Annotated in this window: 20 protein-coding genes and 1 tRNA gene; 6 read left to right on the top strand and 15 right to left on the bottom strand. The window is 69.3% G+C overall.

What is annotated here, in order from left to right:
• Positions 1-25: 25 nt before the first annotated feature.
• From ilvN to miaA, 3 genes are all read right to left on the bottom strand, one after another.
• Positions 26-541, bottom strand: coding sequence for an acetolactate synthase small subunit (gene ilvN, locus EV292_RS04385; protein WP_132907911.1), 516 nt, complete (start codon positions 539-541; stop codon positions 26-28).
• 309 nt (positions 542-850) lie between these two features.
• Positions 851-2599, bottom strand: coding sequence for an acetolactate synthase 3 large subunit (locus EV292_RS04390; RefSeq protein ID WP_132907912.1), 1749 nt, complete (start codon positions 2597-2599; stop codon positions 851-853).
• A 53-nt stretch (positions 2600-2652) separates the two neighbouring features.
• Positions 2653-3579 (bottom strand): tRNA (adenosine(37)-N6)-dimethylallyltransferase MiaA, encoded by a 927-nt coding sequence (miaA, locus tag EV292_RS04395; protein ID WP_132907913.1) that lies wholly within the window; start codon positions 3577-3579, stop codon positions 2653-2655.
• Between miaA and serB the strand changes: the two genes are divergently transcribed.
• Entirely contained in the window at positions 3578-4465 is an 888-nt protein-coding gene (gene serB / locus EV292_RS04400; protein ID WP_132907914.1) for a phosphoserine phosphatase SerB, read from the top strand. The genes miaA and serB overlap by 2 nt on opposite strands.
• Before the next feature lie 14 nt (positions 4466-4479).
• Here serB and EV292_RS04405 read toward each other — a convergent pair whose 3' ends face one another.
• A complete protein-coding gene (locus EV292_RS04405; RefSeq protein ID WP_132907915.1) occupies positions 4480-4704 on the bottom strand; it encodes a DUF3072 domain-containing protein in 225 nt (74 codons plus the stop codon).
• Positions 4705-4838: 134 nt separating this feature from the next.
• On the opposite strand from EV292_RS04405, the gene EV292_RS04410 reads away from it, so the two are divergent.
• Together EV292_RS04410 and EV292_RS04415 are read left to right on the top strand one after the other, a co-directional pair.
• Positions 4839-6761 carry a potassium transporter Kup gene (locus tag EV292_RS04410; protein WP_132907916.1) on the top strand — a complete coding sequence of 641 codons (1923 nt, stop codon included), beginning with the start codon at positions 4839-4841 and terminating at the stop codon, positions 6759-6761.
• Positions 6758-7273, top strand: coding sequence for a 2'-5' RNA ligase family protein (locus EV292_RS04415; protein ID WP_132907917.1), 516 nt, complete (start codon positions 6758-6760; stop codon positions 7271-7273). The genes EV292_RS04410 and EV292_RS04415 overlap by 4 nt, the downstream gene beginning before the upstream one ends.
• Before the next feature lie 2 nt (positions 7274-7275).
• On the opposite strand, the gene EV292_RS04420 is transcribed toward EV292_RS04415, so the two are convergent.
• The 5 genes from EV292_RS04420 to EV292_RS04440 all read right to left on the bottom strand — a co-directional run bounded on the left by EV292_RS04420 (position 7276) and on the right by EV292_RS04440 (position 10035).
• Positions 7276-7530, bottom strand: coding sequence for a hypothetical protein (locus EV292_RS04420; RefSeq protein WP_132907918.1), 255 nt, complete (start codon positions 7528-7530; stop codon positions 7276-7278).
• 182 nt (positions 7531-7712) lie between these two features.
• Positions 7713-7789 (bottom strand) — tRNA-Pro (locus tag EV292_RS04425).
• A 114-nt stretch (positions 7790-7903) separates the two neighbouring features.
• Complete coding sequence (locus tag EV292_RS04430; RefSeq protein WP_165927009.1) at positions 7904-8167, bottom strand: hypothetical protein; 264 nt, start codon at positions 8165-8167, stop codon at positions 7904-7906.
• Positions 8168-8190: 23 nt separating this feature from the next.
• On the bottom strand, positions 8191-8454 hold the full coding sequence (locus EV292_RS04435; protein WP_132907920.1) for a hypothetical protein: 264 nt from the start codon (positions 8452-8454) through the stop codon (positions 8191-8193).
• Between the two features lie 156 nt (positions 8455-8610).
• Positions 8611-10035, bottom strand: coding sequence for a M20/M25/M40 family metallo-hydrolase (locus tag EV292_RS04440; RefSeq protein WP_132907921.1), 1425 nt, complete (start codon positions 10033-10035; stop codon positions 8611-8613).
• Positions 10036-10141: 106 nt separating this feature from the next.
• Between EV292_RS04440 and ettA the strand changes: the two genes are divergently transcribed.
• Positions 10142-11821 (top strand): energy-dependent translational throttle protein EttA, encoded by a 1680-nt coding sequence (gene ettA, locus EV292_RS04445; protein WP_132907922.1) that lies wholly within the window; start codon positions 10142-10144, stop codon positions 11819-11821.
• Between the two features lie 201 nt (positions 11822-12022).
• On the opposite strand, the gene EV292_RS04450 is transcribed toward ettA, so the two are convergent.
• From EV292_RS04450 to EV292_RS04475, 6 genes are all read right to left on the bottom strand, one after another.
• The gene (locus EV292_RS04450; protein ID WP_132907923.1) at positions 12023-13663 is read right to left on the bottom strand and encodes a M28 family peptidase; all 1641 of its coding nucleotides are present in this window, start codon (positions 13661-13663) and stop codon (positions 12023-12025) included.
• Between the two features lie 3 nt (positions 13664-13666).
• A complete protein-coding gene (locus EV292_RS04455; RefSeq protein ID WP_132907924.1) occupies positions 13667-14443 on the bottom strand; it encodes an NYN domain-containing protein in 777 nt (258 codons plus the stop codon).
• An 80-nt stretch (positions 14444-14523) separates the two neighbouring features.
• Positions 14524-16827: a patatin-like protein gene (locus tag EV292_RS04460; RefSeq protein ID WP_243693592.1), complete on the bottom strand. Its 2304-nt coding sequence runs from the start codon at positions 16825-16827 to the stop codon at positions 14524-14526.
• Complete coding sequence (locus tag EV292_RS04465; RefSeq protein WP_132907925.1) at positions 16824-17522, bottom strand: endonuclease/exonuclease/phosphatase family protein; 699 nt, start codon at positions 17520-17522, stop codon at positions 16824-16826. Before EV292_RS04465 ends, EV292_RS04460 begins: the two co-directional genes overlap by 4 nt.
• Positions 17523-17949: 427 nt before the next feature.
• Entirely contained in the window at positions 17950-18372 is a 423-nt protein-coding gene (locus EV292_RS04470; RefSeq protein ID WP_132907926.1) for a PilZ domain-containing protein, read from the bottom strand.
• 2 nt (positions 18373-18374) lie between these two features.
• Entirely contained in the window at positions 18375-18839 is a 465-nt protein-coding gene (locus tag EV292_RS04475) for a hypothetical protein (protein WP_132907927.1), read from the bottom strand.
• A 59-nt stretch (positions 18840-18898) separates the two neighbouring features.
• On the opposite strand from EV292_RS04475, the gene EV292_RS04480 reads away from it, so the two are divergent.
• Positions 18899-19102, top strand: a complete 204-nt coding sequence (locus EV292_RS04480) for a hypothetical protein (RefSeq protein WP_132907928.1) — start codon at positions 18899-18901, stop codon at positions 19100-19102.
• A 482-nt stretch (positions 19103-19584) separates the two neighbouring features.
• Positions 19585-19773, top strand: a complete 189-nt coding sequence (locus tag EV292_RS04485) for a hypothetical protein (RefSeq protein WP_132907929.1) — start codon at positions 19585-19587, stop codon at positions 19771-19773.
• Positions 19774-19839 lie beyond the last annotated feature (66 nt).

Raw genomic sequence — 19839 nt, forward strand, 5'->3', positions numbered from 1 at the left:
GGGAGGACGAAAGACGTGGCGGTCGTTATCCCGCCTCGGCGCCGCGCGCGATCGCGACGATGCCCGTGCGCGCCACCTCGACCAGACCGACCTCGCCCATCAGCTCGACGAACTTGTCGATCTTCTCGATCGTGCCGGTCACCTCGAACACGAACGAGGCGATCGTCGCGTCGACGACGCGGGCGCGATAGACTTCGGCGAGGCGCAATGCCTCGATGCGATGGTCGCCGCTCCCGGCCACCTTCACCAGCGCCAGCTCGCGCTCGACGTGCGCGCCGCGCGCGGTGAGGTCGGTGACCTGGTGGACCGGCACCAGCCGTTCGAGCTGCGCGACGATCTGCTCGAGCGTCGCCGGGCTGGCCGAGGTGACGATCGTGATCCGGCTCACCGCCTTGTCGAGCGTGATCTCGCTGACGGTGAGGCTCTCGATATTGTAGCCGCGTGCGGTGAACAGGCCGGCGATCCGCGCGAGGATGCCGGGTTCGTTGTCGACAATCACCGCCAGCGTGTGCCGCTCGGCCTTCTCTTCACGTATCTGCATGTCGTTCTCACTTCCGTCCCGGCGGGGGAGGGGTGGGGGAGGGTTAAGTCCAGTGTTACGGGCGACAAGCGGGGACAGGAGCGAGGAGCGGACGCCTTGTCCATACTCGCATCCCCCGACAGGATTACTGCAAGCCCCCTTCCGTCATCCCGGACTTGTTCCGGGATCCACCGGCCCGCGCGCTCCGACAGCGTTGCTCTTGCGGAAGAGTGGATCCCGGAACAGGTCCGGGATGACGGATTAGGACGGACGTCACGCAGAATTACCTATCGTAAGCTGGCCGAGCGTCCCGTGCCTAGACAACGTGCCCTACACCAGCGCCTTGGCCTCGTCGTCCATCGTCCCCGAGACCTCGTTGGCCTGGAGGATCATGTCGGTGTGCGCCGCGCCCGACGGGATCATCGGGAAGCAATTGGCTAGCTTGGCGACCATGCAGTCGACCATCACCGGCCCGTCGTGCGCGAGCATGTCGGCGATGCTCTGCTCGAGCTGGTCGGGATGCTCGATGCGAATGCCCTTCCAGCCATAGGCCTCGGCCAGCTTGACGAAATCGGGCAGCGAGTCGGAATAGCTCTCCGAATAGCGGCTCTCATAAGTCAGCTCCTGCCACTGGCGTACCATCCCCATATATTCGTTGTTGAGGATGAAGACCTTCACCGGAAGCCGGTATTGCGTGGCGGTGGCGAGCTCCTGAATGTTCATCTGGATCGAGGCTTCGCCGGCGATGTCGATCACCAACGCGTCGGGATTGCCGAGCTGCGCGCCGATCGCCGCGGGCAGGCCGTAGCCCATCGTGCCGAGCCCGCCCGAGGTGAGCCACTTGTTGGGCGCCTCAAAGCCGAAATGCTGCGCCGCCCACATCTGGTGCTGGCCGACCTCGGTGGTGATGATCGGGGCGCGCGCGTGCGTCGCCTCCCACAAGGCGCGGACGGCGCGCTGCGGCATGATCTCGCTGCGGCTCTCGGGGAAGCTGAGCGACTTCTTGGCGCGCCACGCCTCGACCCGCTGCCACCAGTCGGCGAGATCCGGACGCGGGTGCTGCCGCTCGCGCCACACGCGCACCATGTCGGCGAGCGCGTGGCCGGCGTCGGCGACGATCGCGAGATCGATCCGCACCGTCTTGTTGATGCTCGATCGGTCGATGTCGATATGGACCTTGCGGCTGTTGGGCGAGAAGGCGTCGAGCCGCCCGGTGACGCGGTCGTCGAAGCGCGCGCCGACGTTCACCACCAGGTCGGCCTGGTTCATCGCCATGTTGGCCTCGTAGGTGCCGTGCATGCCGAGCATGCCGAGCCACTGCGGACCGGTGGCGGGATAGGCGCCGAGCCCCATCAGCGTCGAGGTCACCGGCGCGCCGGTGAGATGCGCCAGCTCGACCAGCAGCTCGGAGGCACGCGGGCCGGCGTTGATGACCCCGCCGCCGGTGTAGAACACCGGGCGCTCGGCGGCGGCGAGCATGTCGACCACCTGCTCGATCAGCGCCGGGTCGGCCGCGAGCGCGGGGCGGTAGGTCTTGTGCTGGATCGGACCCGGCGCGCCGTAGGCGGCGGTGGCGACCTGCACGTTCTTGGGGATGTCGACCACGACTGGGCCGGGGCGGCCCGAGGTGGCGATGTGGAACGCCTCGTGGATCACCGGGCCGAGCCGCGCCGGGTCCTTCACCAGGTAATTGTGCTTGGTGCAGTGGCGCGTGATGCCGACCGTGTCCGCTTCCTGGAAGGCGTCGCTGCCGATCAGGTTGGTCGGCACCTGGCCGGTGATCACCACCATCGGGATCGAGTCGAGCAGCGCGTCGGTGATACCAGTCACCGCGTTGGTCGCGCCCGGGCCGGACGTGACGAGCACGACGCCGGGCTTGCCGGTGGAGCGCGCATAGCCCTCGGCGGCATGCGTCGCGGCCTGCTCGTGGCGCACGAGGATGTGCTTTATCCGCTGCGAGCGGAACAACGCATCGTAGATCGGCAGGACGGCGCCGCCCGGATAGCCGAACACGACCTCCACGCCGAGATCGCACAGCGCCTCGACGAGAATATCGGCTCCGCTCTTCTCGGTGGTCACGTCACGTCTCCTCAGTTGAAGTCGGGGCGCGCTACGGCATCGAAAGTTGCCCGTCAACACGCTCTCGAGAAATAAAATTCCAAAGTAGCGCTTTCGCTGCGGTGCCAGTCAGCGGGTGGCTGATGGCGGAACCACGTGTACTGACGCTTGGCGTAGCGCCTGGTTGCGAGCTGCGCGCGAGCGAGCGCCTCGTCGCGCGTGATCGCCCCGCCGAGGTGAGCTGCGATCTCGGGGACGCCGATCGCGCGCCGTACGGGCGCGTCGTCGGGCACGTCGTCGCGCGCGAGCAGCGCACCCACCTCGTCGATCGCGCCCGCGGCGAACATCGCCTCCAGGCGGGCGTCGCAGCGCGCGACCAAGCGCTCGCGCTCGGGCAGCAGTACCAGCGCGCTGAGATCGACCGCCGCGCCGATCCCGCCGGTCCGCTCACGCTGCCAGTCGGCGAGCGGGCGGCCGGTCGAGCGCACCACCTCGAGCGCGCGCGCCACCCGCGCGGAGTCGCCCGGCGCGAGTCGCGCCGCGGCGGGTGGATCCTCGCGCGCGAGCGTGGCGTGAGCCTCGGCGACCGGGAGCGAGCGTATCGCCGTGCGGACCGCCGGGTCGATCTCGGGCACCGGCGCGATCCCGTCGAGCAGCGTGCGCAGGTAGAGGCCGGTACCACCGACCAGGACCGGAAGCCGGCTCTCAGCGTGCGCCGCCACGATCGCCGCGCGCGCGTCGGCGGCCCAGCGTGCGGCCGAGCAGGCCTCCGCGCCGTCGACATAGCCGAACAGCCGATGCGGCACGCGCGCCTCGTCCGCCTCGGACGGCCGGGCGGAGAGCAGCCGCAGGTCGCGATAGACCTGGCTGGCGTCGGCGTTAATCACCACGCCGCCGGCGCGCTCGACGAGGTCGATCGCGAGCGCGCTCTTGCCGCTCGCGGTCGGCCCTGCGATGAGCGCGACCCGCGGTTTCCGATAGCTCTCAGGGGAAGAACCCATGTTCACGGCGACGCTGATAGCAGCCGGGCGGCTGACGCCCAATATCGTCGCCACGGCGCAGGAGCGGCTCGCCGCGGCGGGCTGCGCGCCGACGACGCTCGGCTGGATTGACGAGGGCGACGCCGCCGACCTTCACTTCGAACTCGCCCTCGCCGACGCGCGCGCGGCGCTGGAGGGCGCGTTCGATGCCGTCGACGTAGTGGTCCAGCCGCGCGAGACCCGGCGCAAGATGCTGCTCGTGGCGGACATGGACTCGACCATGATCACGGTCGAGTGCATCGACGAGCTGGCCGATTACGCCGGGCTCAAGCCGCAGATCGCCGCGATCACCGAGCGCGCGATGCGCGGCGAACTCGACTTCGAAGCCGCGCTCGACGCGCGCGTCGGGCTGCTCAAGGGCCTGCGCGGCAGCGTGATCCAGGAGTGCCTGGAAGAGCGCGTGCGGCTGATGCCGGGCGCGACCGCGCTGGTGCAGACGATGCGCGCGTGGGGCGCGACGGCGGTCCTGGTGTCGGGCGGGTTCACCCGCTTCGCCGAGCCGGTGGCGAACGCGATCGGCTTCGACCGCGCGATCGCCAACGTGCTCGAGCTGGAGGACGGCGTGCTGACCGGGACGGTGGCGCGACCGATCGTCGGCGCGGCGACCAAGCGGACGACGCTGCTGGAGACGCGCGCCGCGCTCGGGCTCGCGGAGAGCGCGACGCTGGCGGTAGGCGACGGCGCCAACGATCTCGCGATGATCGAGGTGGCAGGGCTGGGCGTCGCTTACCGCGCCAAGCCGATCGTCGCCGCCGCGGCGGCCGCGCGCATCGAACATGGCGACCTGACCGCCCTGCTATGGGCGCAGGGGGTGCCGCGCGCCGAATGGGCCGACGTCGCGGGCTGACCCCCTCACGTCTCTCAGTCGGTGCGCCCGCGTCCCGTCCGTTCCTGGAGTGAGTCGATCCGCTTCGACGCGTCGGCCTTGCTGAGCGTGTCGTCGAACGTCTCACCCGCTTCCTCGCTCAGCGTCTTGAGATAGCTCGCCTGCGCGCCCGTCATCGGCTCGTCGCCCGTGGTCCAGTCGTCGGGATCCTTCTCGGCATTGGAGAAGGGGTGGTTCTTCGGATTGGTGTCATCGCTCATCGGATCGTCCTTCCGTCGCGACCAACCCACACGTTCGACATCTGTTCCGCGTTGCCGGGCCTAAGCGCGCGTGCTAGGCGCGCCGTCACCATGGGTAGACACGCGGGCGACGCCTTGAGCACGGTCGGCAACGCATGAGCGTGAACACCGACGATCCCGCGGTTCGCGCACAGGCGATGGCGGGACACCATCACGGCAACGGCGATGGTCTCGCGCGGCTCGCGCTCGGCGCGATCGGTGTCGTCTACGGCGATATCGGCACCAGCCCGCTCTACGCGCTCAAGGAAGTGTTCGTCGGGCATCATCCGCTCGCGGTCGATCCGCTCCACATCTACGGCGTGATCAGCCTCGTCTTCTGGTCACTGATGCTGATCGTCACGCTCAAATACGTGCTCGTCATCCTGCGCGCCGACAACAATGGCGAGGGGGGCAGTCTCGCGCTGCTGGCGCTGATCCAGCGGCGATCGGGTGCGGGCAAGCGCTGGGGGCCGAGCCTCGTCATCCTCGGCGTGCTTGCGACCGCCTTGTTCTTCGGCGATTGCATGATCACGCCCGCGATCTCGGTGCTGTCCGCGGTCGAGGGCCTGGCGACGGTGGAGCAAGGCTTCGACTCGTTCGTGCTGCCGATCGCGGTGACGATCCTGATCGCGCTCTTCTATCTCCAGTCGATCGGGACGGAGAAAGTGGGGCGGCTGTTCGGGCCGATCATGCTGGTCTATTTCGTTGTGCTCGCGGTGATGGGGCTGATCCACATCGTCGCACGCCCCGACATCCTGTACGCGCTCAACCCCGTCTACGCCGTACGCTTCGCGGCCAATGACGGGATGCTGGCCTTTCTCGCGCTCGGCTCGGTGGTGCTTGCGGTCACCGGTGCCGAGGCGCTGTACGCCGACATGGGACATTTCGGCCGCAAGCCGATCTCCTACGCCTGGCTCGGTTTCGTGCTTCCCGCGCTGATGATCAACTATCTGGGGCAGGGCGCGCTGCTGCTCGAACAGCCGAGCGCGGCGCAGAACCCCTTCTTCCTCATGGCGCCCGAGAGCTGGCGGCTGTGGCTGGTGATCCTCGCCACCATGGCGACGGTGATCGCGAGCCAGGCGGTGATCACCGGCGCCTATTCCGTGGTCCAGCAGGCGGTGCAACTCGGCCTGATGCCGCGCATCCGCATCACCCATACCAGCGCGTCCGAGGCCGGGCAGATCTATATCCCGGCGGTCAACTGGGCGCTGATGGTGATGGTGCTGCTGCTGGTGTTCGGCTTCGGCGAATCCTCGAACCTCGCGGCGGCATATGGCATCGCGGTGACGGGGACGATGTTCATTTCCACCTGCATGGTGGGCGTGCTGATCCGCCGCGTCTGGCATTGGCCGATCTGGGCGACCGCGCTGTTCGAGATCGCTTTCCTGTCGATCGACGGCCTGTATTTCGCCTCCAACCTGACCAAGGTGCCCGACGGTGGCTGGTTCCCGCTGCTGGTCGCGGTGATCGTGTTCGTGCTACTCACCACCTGGTCGCAGGGTCGCAAGCTGATGCTCGAGCGGATGCGCGAGGCGGCGATGCCCATCAAGATCTTCATCGACTCGGCCGCCACCTCGGCGACGCGCGTGCCCGGCACCGCGGTGTTCATGACCTCGACGCCGGAGGGCGTGCCGCACGCCTTGCTCCACAATCTCAAGCATAATCGCGTGCTGCACGAGCGCGTCATCTTGCTCACCGTGCGCGTGACCGATATGCCCTATTTTCCCGAGGAGGACCGCTTCCTCCACGAGGATCTGGGGCAGGGCTTCCATCGCGTGGTGCTGCGCTATGGCTTCATGGAGGAGCCCGACGTACCCGCGCACCTGCGCTCCTATGACGGTTGCGGCGCCGAGTTCCGCATGATGGACACCAGCTTCTTCCTCAGCCGGCAGACGCTGCTCGCCTCGGACCGGCCGGGGATGGCGATCTGGCGCGAGAAACTGTTCAGCTGGATGCTGCGCAACGCCGAGAGCGCGATGGAATTTTTCCGGCTGCCGACCAACCGCGTCGTCGAGCTGGGCAGCCAGATCGAGATTTGAGCGAGATCGGCGCCCCGATCATCGTCACTGCGCTGTTCGGCCCGGCCGATCAGGCGTTCTTCGACGCGCAGCGACAGGAGCATTTCCCGGCCGAGCGCAACCAGCTCGACGCGCATCTGACGATGTTCCACCATCTGCCGCCGAGCAGCGCGGCCGAGCTGCGCCAGCGGCTGCTCGCCGAGACGCGCGGCGTGCGTGCGCCCGCAGCGCGGCTCGCCGGGGTGATCTCATTGGGGCGCGGCGTGGCCTATCGCGTCGACAGCCCCGACTTGTCCGCGATCCGCGTGCGGCTGGCAGAGGCGTTTCACGGATTGCTGACGCCGCAGGATCAGGCCGGCTGGCGCGCGCATGTCACGATCCAGAACAAGGTGGCGCCGGCCACCGCCAAGGCGCTGCTCGACCGGCTCCGCGCGGAGACGGTCGAGCGGCCGCTATCCGTGGTGGGGCTCGGCGCCTACTGGTATCGCGGCGGGCCGTGGGAGCCGCTGATGCAGCACCGCTTCGCCGCCTGACCTCATTGCGGCAGGGTCATGGTGCCGCGTGGGCGCCGCATCTCCTCGGAGGCGGAGTCGCCGTCCGCGCGATCGATCTGAACCCATTCGGCGCGCGTGTGGCACACGCTTTTGGTGAAGCGCGACCCGGTGGACTCGATCGAACGACAGACGCGCTGCGCGGGATCGAGCGCTGGCCTGGGCTTGCGCGTGCTTTGCGCGCCGGCGACCGTCGACACCACGCCCGCGATCAACGCTGCCGCGATCAGATACTTCACCCTCGATCCTTTCCCTGCCTCGCGACAGGATAGGCACGGGGCGTCTTCTTGGGGAAGCGAATTAGTGGTGACGCCGCCCGCCGATGCCCCAATACGGCTCGTGCGGACATCGCTCGGGTACGACGTAGCAGACGCCGACGCTCGGATCATCGTCCGCGAGCCGAGATGGGCGACGGCATGGATGGTCGGGGAGACAGGATTCGAACCTGCGACATCCTGCTCCCAAAGCAGGCGCGCTACCAGACTGCGCCACTCCCCGACGCGGGTGCCGGCCTAGTCGCCGCGGCGCGGCGGCGCAAGCTCGGCCCGACAAGCGAAGGGGCACCCGCGGGTGCCCCTTGCCGAAAACAATATCGCCAGCGGGACGATGCGCTCAGCGCTCCGTCGCCTCGACGGCGCCGTTACCGACGGGATCGGCATCGTCACCGAAGTTCGTCTCAGCGCCGGCCAGTATCGCCGATGCGCTGTCGTTGGCGGCGGCCTCGGCCATCGCCTCGAGATTGTCGGCGCGACGCTCGAGCGCGTCGGCCATCATCTCGGCGTTGTTGCCGATCGAGGCGGGTTCGGGGCTGCGATCGCACGCGGTGGCGCCGAGCGGCGCGACCCAGGCGAGCAACGGAAGCAGCGAGCGCTTCATCACCCCGAACCCGACCCGCTCGATCACATGTTGTGCGCGGCGTCCTCGCCGGCGTCACGGACGTTGTCGGCGGCCGAGTGGATGTTCTCGGCGACCGCCTCGGCATTGTCCTCGGCAAACGGGTTGGCGGTGGTGTTCGACATGTCGGCGACGTTGCCCGCGAGCGCGTCCATGTTGTCCGCCATCATGTCGGCGTTGTTCTCGACCGCGGCGGCCTCCGGCGACTTCGAGCAGGCGGCGACCGACATCAGCGACGCGGCGGCGGCGACGAGCAGGATCTTCTTCATCTGAATGCTCCCAAGCATCATAAACCATTCGCGGCCGACCCCAACGCCGTCGCGAACGCCCGCCATACCCTACCGCGGCGGGGGGTCAATAAGCAAAATTCATCTCTCCGAAAGGTTGCGACGAACGGTGACACATCGCCGCACCGTCCGGCACCGTCACGGGCGCGCCACCGCACCGATCTCCTCGGGAGCGTTCGCCACCACCGCGAGCATCGTCGTCCAGGCCGCGACATTCTGGCGCAACTGCTCGGGATCGACCCGCTCGAGCGTGTCGTCGGGCGTGTGGTGGACGTCGAAATAACGCAGACCCGACTGGTTGAGGTCGACGCCGGCGACGCCGGTCGCGATCGTCGGCGCGATGTCGGTGCCGTCGCCCGCCTTGCCCTGTCCGCGCACGATGCCCAGCGGCGCGAGCGCGCTGGCGAGCCGGTCGCCGACCGCCGCGGCGCTCTCCGGCAGCGTCGTCTCGAAACGCCACACGCGGTCGGCGCCGAAGTCGCTCTCCGCCGCGATCGCGTGGCGCTCCTTGCCGTGGCGCTCGGCATAGGCCGCGCCGCCGAGCCCGCCGACTTCCTCCGCGCCGAACCAGACGACGCGGATGGTGCGGCGCGGTCGGTGCCCGCTGTCGAGGATGCGCTTGGCCGCGGCGGCGGTGATCGCGACGCCGCTGGCATCGTCGATCGCGCCGGTGGCGAGGTCCCAGCTGTCGAGATGGCCGCCGATCAGCACCACGCCCGCGCTCGGGTCGGTGCCGGGCACCTCGGCGATGACGTTGCCCGACTGGCTCGGCCCGGGCGAGCGCGGGGTGAGCAGCAGGTGCATCCGGATCGGCTGGCCGCGCTGGGCCATACGCTCGATCAGCGTGGCATCGGGCACCGACAGCGCGGCGGCGGGGATCGGCTTCACGCCGTCGGGAAAGTCGGTGGTGCCGGTATGCGGCAGGCGGTGCGTGTCGGTGCCGATCGAGCGGATCACGATCGCCGCCGCGCCCTTGCTCGCCGCCACGCCGGGGCCGTTGAAGCGCGCGACGCCGTTGGCGCCGTAGCCGGAGCCGTCCTGCGTCGGTTGCATGCTGTTGCCGACATAGGCGATCTTGCCCTTGAGCGAGCCCGCCGGCGCGGCGACGAGGTCGCCGTACGTCGGGAACACGACCAGCTCGGCGGTGAGCCCCTTGGGCGGCGTCGCCGCCGAGTGCCCGAGTGCCACAAGTTTCAGTTTCTGCGGGAAGGGCGCGACGATCTCGGCCTCCTCCTCGCCGCGCAGCCATAGCGGCATGGTGAAGGGCTCGTCGCGGACGTTGCTGAAGCCGAGCGCGGTTAGCTTCTTCACCGCCCACTCGCGCGCGCGCGCCTCGGCGTCGGTCGCGGCGAGGCGCTGGCCGATCTCGGTGGTGAGTCCCTCGACCAGCTCATAGGCGAGCTCGTCCTTCAGCGCGGCATCGCGCAGCGCTGCCACCTCGGGCGCCACCGCCGCGGGCGCGTGCGGCACCGCGTGCTGGGCGGCGGCCGGTGCGGCGAGCGCGACGAGGGCGGCGAGGGCGCTGGAGGCGAGCGCGGCGATCCGGAGCGGGGAGCGGTTCATGCGCCGCGGCGTAACCAAAGCTTGCCGGTTTGCCAACGCGCCCGCGCGCGCTTACATGCGCGCCACCGATTTCCCGTCGCACCCAGCCCATGGAGCAGCGCGCCAGATGGCCGTCCAGTACACCTATGTCATGAAGGGTCTGACCAAGACCTTCCCGGGCGCGAACAAGCCCGTTCTCAACAACATCCACCTGCAGTTCATTCCCTCGGCGAAGATCGCGATCATCGGCCCCAACGGTGCCGGCAAGTCGACGCTGATGAAGATCATGGCGGGAATGGATCCGGACTTCACCGGCGAGGCCTGGGCCGCCGAGGGCGTGCGCGTCGGCTATCTCGCGCAGGAGCCGCAGCTCGATCCCAGCAAGGACGTGATCGGCAACGTCAAGGACGGCGTGCGCCCGATCGCGGACCTGGTCGATCGCTTCAACGCGATCTCGGCCGAGATGGGCGATCCCAAGGACGACACCGACTTCGACGCGCTGATGGAGGAGATGGGCGAGCTCCAGGGCAAGATCGACGCGGTCGACGGCTGGACGCTCGACAACCAGCTCGAGGTCGCGATGGAGGCGCTGCGCTGCCCGCCGGGCGACGCCGACGTCACCAAGCTGTCGGGCGGCGAGCGCCGCCGCGTCGCTTTGTGCCGGCTGCTGCTGGAGAAGCCCGACATCCTGCTGCTCGACGAGCCGACCAACCACCTCGACGCCGAGAGCGTGTCGTGGCTCGAGAATTTCCTCAAGGAATATGCGGGCAACGTCATCCTCGTCACCCACGATCGCTACTTCCTCGACAATGTCGTGAATTGGGTGCTCGAGCTCGATCGCGGGCGCTACTACACCTATGAGAGCAACTATTCGGGCTATCTCGAGAAGAAGGCCAAGCGCCTCGAGCAGGAGGAGCGCGAGGAGGCGGGCAAGCAGAAGGCGATCGCCGACGAGCTCGCCTGGATGCGCCAGACCCCCAAGGCGCGCCAGACCAAGAGCAAGGCGCGTATCCGCGCCTTCGACGAGCTGATGGCGAAGCAGGAGAATCGCGTCGCCGGCAAGGCGCAGATCCTGATCCAGCTGCCCGAGCGGCTCGGCGGCAAGGTGATCGAGGCCAAGGGGCTGACCAAGTCCTACGGCGATAAACTGCTGTTCGAGAATCTCGACTTCATGCTGCCGCCGGGCGGGATCGTCGGGGTGATCGGGCCGAACGGCGCGGGCAAGTCGACGCTGTTCAAGCTCATCACCGGGCAGGAGCAGCCCGACGCGGGGACGATCGAGGTCGGCTCGACCGTCAAGCTCGGCTATGTCGACCAGAGCCGCGACGACCTCGATCCCAACAAGAACGTCTGGCAGGAGATCTCCGACGAGCTGGAGGTATTCCGCTTCGGCAAGCAGGAGCTGGGCACGCGTGCCTATGTCGGCGCGTTCAACTTCCGCGGGCCGGACCAGCAGAAGAAGGTCGGCCAGCTCTCGGGCGGTGAGCGCAACCGCGTCCACATGGCCAAGATGCTCAAGGAGGGCGGCAACGTCCTGCTGCTCGACGAGCCGACCAATGACCTCGACGTCGAGACGCTGCGCGCGCTCGAGGAGGCGCTGGAGACCTTCGCCGGCTGCGCGGTGGTGATCAGCCACGATCGCTTCTTCCTCGATCGGCTGTGCACGCACATCCTCGCGTTCGAGGGCGACAGCCATGTCGAGTGGTTCGAGGGCAACTACGAGAGCTACGAGGAAGACAAGCGCCGCCGCATGGGCGACGCCGCCGACCGCCCGACGCGCCTGGCCTACAAGAAGCTGACGCGCTGAGGGCAGGGGACCGGGCATGGTCGTGCCCGGACGTCGCGGCGCCCGGGCGCTGGCTTCTTACCAGCGCTCGGTCGCCCCGGCACGATCGGTGATCGGGGCAGCCGTGATCGGGGCGAGGAACTGAACGAGCCGCCGGCGCGGTGACGGGGTGAGCGAGACCCGGTCCGTCACGCCCCCATCATGGTACCCCCGCTCGGCCGATCACTTCCGCTCGGCGGCGCTCCGCTCCCGCGTGGCGGCGAACTCGCTGCCCGCGCTCCAGCGCGGCCAGATCCCCGGCCGGGCCAATCGCGTGCCGATCGCGTGGAACAGGTCGACGTCCATCGCCGCGCCGCGCAAGTCCCAGCCAGCGTCCCAACTGTCGCAGGTCTTGTGATAACAGGCCATGTAATCGTCGAGCCACTTCTGCCCGGCGGCACGGCCGCCCCGCGCGAGGTCGGGTGCCCCGCCGAGCGCCATCAGCAGCAGCGCGGGCACGCCGCGGCGCACCGTGGAGAAATGGTCGGCGCGGTAGAACAGGCCGCGCTCGCTGAACGTCTCGGGCGTGATCGTCCGTCGCTGCGCGCGCGCCGCCTCGGACAGCAGCGGGTCGAGCGTCGATTGGCCCGGGCCGACCAGCACCACGTCCTTAGCGGCCCCGGCGGTCTGGAGGATGTCGAGCGTCAGGTTGGCCGCGGTCGTGGCCAGCGGCATCGTCGGATGGGTGGCGTAATATTCCGAGCCGAGCAGCCCGCGCTCCTCGCCCGTCCACAAGGCGAAGACGAGCGAGCGGTCGGGCGCCGGCCCCGCCTTGAACAGCCGCGCCAGCTCGACGACGCCGGCGGTGCCGAGCGCATCGTCGTTGGCGCCGGGGCGGAGCGTGCGCCCGCTCGCGTCGGGCGGCCCCTCGCCATAGGCGTCCCAGTGCGCCGCGAACAGCACCGACTCGTCCGGACGGCTCTTGCCCGGGATCTTGGCGAGCACGTTGGCGCTGACGATCCGGTCGACCGTCACCGCGGCGTCGGCCGAGAAGGTCTTGCCCATCGGCACGGGGCGGAAGGATGCCGAACGCGCCTTGACCCGCAACGCGGCGAGATCGAGCCCGGCCTCGGCGAAGAGGCGGTCGGCGGCGTCATGCTCGATCCAGCCCTGAAGCGGTACGCGCGGGTCGTCGGCGCCGCGGACGATGTCGTAATTCTCGCCGTTGGAGGCGTTCACGGTGGACCAGGGATAGCCAGCGCCGGCGGTATCGTGGATGATCAGCGCCGCCGCGGCCCCCTGTCGCGCGGCTTCCTCGAACTTATAGGTCCAGCGGCCGTAATAGGTCATCCGCCGGTCGCCGAACCGCCCTTTGGCGTCGTCGCCGGCGCTCGCCTCGAAATCGGGATCGTTGACGAGGAAGACCAATGTCTTGCCGCGCAGATCCATGCCCTTGAGATCGTCCCATCGCGCCTCGGGCGCGCGCACGCCATAGCCGACGAACACCATGGGCGAGTCCGACACCGCGATCCGCGCCGCGGCGCGCACGGTGGTCACCGCGATCTCCTTGCCCTGCGCCAGCGTGATGTCGCCGACGCGCATCGTCGCGTCTGCCGCGACGCGGGTGTGGATCAGCGGTACCTGCTGGAGAAACTGACCGTCCGGCCCTGCCGGCGCGAGCCCGAGCGCCTTGAACCGGGCGACGAGCCAGTCGAGCGTCTTGCGCTCCCCCGGCGTGCCCGGCGCACGGCCGCCGAAATCGGGTGACGCCAGGGTGCGAACGTCGGCGGAGAGCCGGGCCGGATCGGCAGGGGGCACGGTCTGCGCGACCGCGGGCGGCGATATCAGGGCGAGCGCCGCGAGCGCGGCGAGGGATCGGGGCAAACGTCAGTCCTTCCAGCGCACGTAGACATGGTTCTCGCGGCGATCGACGTCGATCGAGGGGATTGCGTCGACCAGGTCGGAGAGCCGCTTGTAGCCATAATTGCGCACGTCGAAGCTCGACCGGTTGGCGGCACGCTGCCCCAATGCGGAGAGCCCGACGAAGCCGCGCGAGTCGGGCTTGAGCGAGTCATAGGCGTCGTGAAGCAGGTGGAGCAGCTCGGGATCGTCGACCGTGCCGCTCGCGCGCGCCGCCGCGGCGGTGGCGCCGATCGCGGGCGGGACCGACTGATCGAACGGCACCTCGACGCGCCGCGCGCGCTTGGGCTTGGTGGTCTCCAGCAGCGCGTTGACGTCGATGAAGCGCGTGCAGGCGTTGCGGAAGCCCTCGGGCGTGTTGCTGTTGCCGAAGCCATAGACGTCGAGCCCGTCCTGCCGGATCCGCGTGGCGAGCGGCATGAAGTCGCTGTCGGACGACATGATCCCGAAGGCGTCGACGCGACCGCGGTGGAGCAGGTCCATCGCGTCGATCGTCATCTTCATGTCGGTGGCGTTCTTGCCGCGCGTGAGATCGAATTGCTGCTGCGGCTCGATGCCATGCTTGACGGTCATGTCGCGCCAACCCTTGAGCGCCTCCTTGACCCAATTGCCGTAGACCCGGCGGACGTTGACGCTACCGAACTCGGCGAGCGCGGTCAGCACCGGGTCGAGCGCATGCCAGGACGCATTGTCGGCGTCGATCAGCAGCGCGATGTTGCGGGTGGGGAGGTCGTCGGCGGCCATGAGGCTGCATCGGCGGTGCGGCGGCGCAGGTCAACGGTTAAGGCCCCGTCGTCCGTCGCGGCGGACCGCCCCGGCCGACGTCATCCCACCTCACGGCGGAGCGTCGCGATCAACCCGCCGGCGCTGCCCAGCCGCGCCTCTTCCTCGTCGAGGATGGCGCGGAAGACCGCGCGCTTGATCGCCGCGACTCGACCGGGGCGCAGCCGGGTCGCGGCGGGCAGGGTGGAGACGGTGATGTCGATCATCCGCTCGGCGCCGTGCAGCCGACCCCAGAGGTAATCATTCTCGCGGTAGGCGCGGCTGAAGAATGCGCCGAAGCTGTTGAATTGAATGCCTTTCAGCGTCGCCGCCGCGCCTCCCGCGCGGATCGAGCGCGCGTCGTCGGGAGAGACGCGGTCGACCTTGATCGGGTCGAACTCGTCGAGCCCCTCGCCCTGAAGCAGCGGCAGGGTCGCCACGTCGACGAAGGGAAAGCCCAGATAGTTGAGCAGCATCGGTCGACGGGCCTCGCGCGGCACCGCGGCCAGCGCCGCCGCCATCCGCGTGTCGGTCGCGGCGTCGAGCGCGGTGAGGTCGAGCGAGGCGCCGAAGGCATCGAGCAGCGGCGCGGCATCGTCGCGCAACGCGCGCACGTCGTGGCGCAACGCGGCATGGGTGTCGGTCTGTTTGGCGCGCAGATAGGCGGTCAGGGAATCATAGATCGCGTCGCGCAGCGGCTGGAGCGTCGCCGCGCTGGCCTCATGATCCAGCTCCCCCAGACGGCGCGCGAGCAAGCGCAGCCGGCGTACGCGGAAGTTGAGGTCGAAGGTGCGCAGGAACGCGACCATCGCCTCGCTCGCGCCGCCGGCATAGACCGCATCGGCGTCGAGCCCGCGCGCGGCGAGTGCCGCATCGATCCGCTCGCGGATGCGGCTCCACCGCTGCGCCCCCGGCGCGCCGCCGATGGCGTGGAGCAGCGCCGCGACGAACTCGACCACGCCGGCCGCCTTGAGCTGTCCATAACCGACATAGCCATATCCGGCGCGATCCGCCGCCGCCTCCTGTGCGCGACGGCGCCACGCCACCAGCCGCGCCGGGGTCGGGCGATCGAGGAAGAAGGTGCGGCCGAACAATTCCTCGATCGCGGCGTCGACCTGCGGGCGGATCGCCTCGGTGATCGCGCGCATCCGCTCGATCCGGCGCGAGCGCTCGGCCAGCGCTTCCAGATTGTCGCGGATCGGCTGTTGGCGCGGCAGCTCGCTGATCGCCCCGAGGATCGTCTGGAAGAAGCCGGGCGGCCCGTCACCCCCGCCTCCCAGCGTCAATTTGTGCCCCGGCGAGGGATCGACATAGACGAAGCGGCGGTCGATCTCGCGCTTGGCGGGCCGTTCGCGCAGCGCATCGATCGCGGGACGGAACGGCGCGTTGGCGAGCACCGAGCCGTCGATCAGCACCGCGCCTTCGGCCGCGCGCGCGGCGGCATGGCGCGGCAGCACGCGCTCGAGGAAGTCGCGCCGACCGGGCCAGCGCCGCCGCCGTGCCCTGAGCACGCGATCGAGCTCGGCGACGGTGAAGGGCGGAAAGGCGCCGGGAAAGCTCGACGTCGCGCGCGCGGCGAAGATCAGCTCGGGCACCGCGGCGAGCGTGTCGCGCGCGGCCCCATGATCGCTGAAGGGAAGCACGAGCCGATGCTCGGTCTCCATCACTTCGGGCGGCGAATGAAGCTGGAGGCGTTCGGGATGCCCGCCGAAGTCGGTGACGGTGACGAACAGGTCGAGTGGCTGTCCCGGGGGCAACAGTCGCGGCCCGCGCGGCGCGGCCGCCATGGCGTCGAAGGCGTCGAGCAGCATGCCCGTGAATCCCTCGCCCGAGAAGGGCGGCTCGAACCAGCGGGAGCGGACGAAATGCGAGAGTTTGGCGCGCACCTCGTCGCGGGTCGCCTCGTCGAGCGCCTCGAGCTGTTCCGCGCTGCGTCCCGCCGCCATCCAGGCCAGGGGGAGCGCCCAGACTTTCGAGAAGCGCGAGGCGGGCGCCGCGTCGGCGTCGATCAGGCGCTCGACGTCGGCCCCGTCGAGCCACAGATCGGTGAGCGGATCGAGCGACTGCCCGCTCGCGATCGCCTGGGCCAGGAACACGCCGTTGATCCCGCCCGCGCTGGCGCCCGCGACGATATCGGGCAGCACGCGCACGCGCCAGCGCGCGCTCTCCTCGATCTCGTCGAGCAGCGCGCGATAGACCTGCGCGCTCGCGCCGTCGCACGGCGCGCCGTCCCGCGCGGCGCGGCTGGCGCGCGCGAGGTGCCACACCTCCTTGACGATGCCGTGCATATAGACCGCCAGGCTGATCCCGCCGTAGCAGACCAGCGCCAGCCGCACTTCCTTCTCGCGCACCATCGCCTCGCTCATGCGGCGGCGATCTCGGCCCAGATCGGCAGATGGTCCGACGCGACCCGCGCCGCCGCCGTCTGATGGACACCGCAGGCGACGACGCGCAACGCGCGCGACACCATGATGCGATCGAGCCGCGCGATCGGGCGGCGCGCGTGGAAGCTCGGCCCCGTCTCGGCGAAATGGAAGTCGCGCGCGAAGTCGCTGAGGCAGCCCGAGGCGCGGGTCCACTCGTTGAGATCACCCATCATCACCGTGGCGTCCCCGGGGGCACGATGCGCCGCATGCGCGAGCACCGCCGCGGCCTGACGCCGACGCCACAGGCCCGAGAGATCGAGATGCATGCCGATCACCCGCACCACCGCGCCACCCAGCGCGACGTCGACGCTGACCGCACCGCGCGGCTCCAGGGCGGGCAGATGGAGCTGCTGGCAGTCGACCACCTCCGCCGTCTTGCGCACCAGCAACGCATTGCCATGCCATCCCATGCTGGTGGCCCGCATCCCGAGCGCGACCGAGCGCCAGTCGCTGTGCTCCTCCAGCAGATGCGGGGTGAGCACCGCGGCGCGCTGGCCGAAGCGCCGGTCGGCCTCTTGCAGCGCGATGACATCGGCGTCGATCTCGCGCAGCACCTGGAGGATCCGCTCGGGATTGCGCCGCCGATCGGTGCCGATCGCCTTGCGGATGTTGTAGCTGGCGACCTTGAGCCTCATCGCAGCCGTAACGAGTCGGGGCGCCCCGCGGTTGCAGCGTCATGTCCGTGGCATCGGCGTTACCGACCCGCGCTGGACCGTTTCATCAGCCTTGTCGCGGGGGCGCGATGCGTCGGGCGCCGTGCTGGCTGCGATTATCGCTTCCGGAGAAGCGAACGAGTCGAAAGCAGGAGGCATGCGGGAGGTGGCAGGTGGCCGGCGTGGTCGTCGCGGCGCGAGTGAAGTGGCCGAGCAATAGGCCACTCAACTTGCCGTAATGTTCTCAATATGTTCTGTCCTACATCCCGGGTAGACGCTACGATCGGGGACATGGAAGGAGATGTTCCATGATCCTGCTCGACGCCCCGCTCGTCACCGCCCTCGCAGCCGTCATCGGCAGCTTGGCCGCCTTGGTCTGGTCGTGCCGCCGGCGGCCGTGAGACGCGCCTCAGCGATCGTAGGCGCCGCGGATATGGCCGAGCCAGCCCGCGGCGCCGAGCGAACGCTCGTCGCGCGCGGGCACGGCGCTGCCCGCCTGCTTCGCCACGAAGGTCTTGGCACGCGCGTCATCGGGATTGATCGGCTGGGCGAAGCGCAGTCCGGCGGCACCGTGTTCGACCCAGATCACCGTCGCGCCGACCGCGGCGAGCGAGCCCACCGTCACCAGCACGGTCGCGCCGCGTTGCAGTCGCTCGGCCTGATCGACGCGCACGCCGGTGGACGACAGATCGCGCACGCGGTGCCGCGTCGCACCCCCGGCACCGAAACGCTCGATCAGCGCGCCCAGCATCACGCGATGCCGCTCGGCGCGCGGCTGATGCTCGCGCGCTGGTGCGCCGATCGGCGGATCGCGGCCGGCGATCTCGCTCACGTTCAGATGTCCTCGAACTCGGTGTCGCTCGCGCCGGAGGCGCGACCGGCGAGCAGCGAGATGACCTCGGGCGCGAGTCGCTGCTCGAAGCGCACGCCGACTTCGCCGTCATAGCACCAGGCGACGATTCCCACCTGGGTTTCCATGTCGCCGATGCGGAGCCACACCCGCTGCGCCACCTTGAGCGTCACGCCGCGGAGGCGGCAGCCGCGATTGGACACGTCGACCACCTGGACGCTCTCGCTGGCACCGAGGAACAAGCGGACGCTGCCCTCCAGCGCGGTCGGTACGCGCAGCTCGCGACGGTTGTCGTTCCACGACTCCGCCTCCAGCCACACGTCCTCGCCCTGCGTCGCGCCCGCCTGATCCACGATCCGTCCCATCTGCCGCACTCGAACACCCTTATCGGTCAACAGGCTTAACAGCCCGTAATCGGCGCGAAGTTGCAACTTGACCAGGATCAGCACGAATCCGCTGCGTCGATGCACAGACGCGAAACGTTCCTGCCAAGACCGAGGAGAGAGAGATGCGGGACGAACGCGCGGCCGCGCAGGAGCGGGTGACCCTGCTCCATGCCGAGGAACAGCAGGAGAAGCGCATCGCGCTCGGCCTGCCACCCGGCGAGGAACATGACCGGCACTGGATGCGCGGCGAACGCCTGTCCGACGAGGCCTGGTCGATCGAAGAGGCCTATGATCTCGATCCGGTGCCGAGCGGGCTCTGGCGCTGAGCGTCAGGTCGACGGTGGCGACGCGGTGGACGTAGGATAGCAACTCGGCTCAACATGGTCGGGCCGTTGCCAGCGCGGCGACCGGCGTCGACGCAGCATGTCCGCTTTTTCGCGATCGCTGTCGAAACTCCCCGCACCGTCGATCCGCCGCGCCTGTGGCCCAGCACGATCAAATTGTGAGGATGGTCGATTGTGGGCTGATGCAGATCAACCTAGACTGTGTACGCGACCCGGAGGGACTTTGACGCATGAGGCCCTCTACCTCGGCCCGGTGACGCCTTCGTCGCCGGGCCGTCCTGTTGCGCCGATCACCGTCCCATCCTGGGTCACAGCGCGCCGGCGGCGCGTGCTGCACCGGGATCGATCGGAACCTATCGGCCTGCCGGCCGCTTGGCAGCCACGCTGATCCGCCGGCTTGCGGCGCTCGCGCCGCGCCCCTGTGGGTGCTCGCCCGGATCATCCAGGACGAGGGAATACTCACGATGGAAGCCGATACCTGTGCGGTCTCACCTCGCGTGTTCGCGGACAAGGGCGTGGTACGGATCGAGTCGCGCTCGGGGATGGCATTCCGCGTGACCCCCGATGTCGCGATCCGGATGAGCCAGGATCTGATCCGCGGCGCAGCACAGGCGGCCGGGCAGGGGCGGCTCGATAGCCTGCTAGACCTGTGAACGTTCTTGCGCGGCTGCCGAGGCGGGGTGTCCGTTGCCTCGGTCCGCGAAAACGCCGATAAGCTC

Origin of the sequence: Sphingomonas sp. BK235, from assembly GCF_004345855.1 — a bacterium.
GTDB lineage: Bacteria > Pseudomonadota > Alphaproteobacteria > Sphingomonadales > Sphingomonadaceae > Sphingomonas.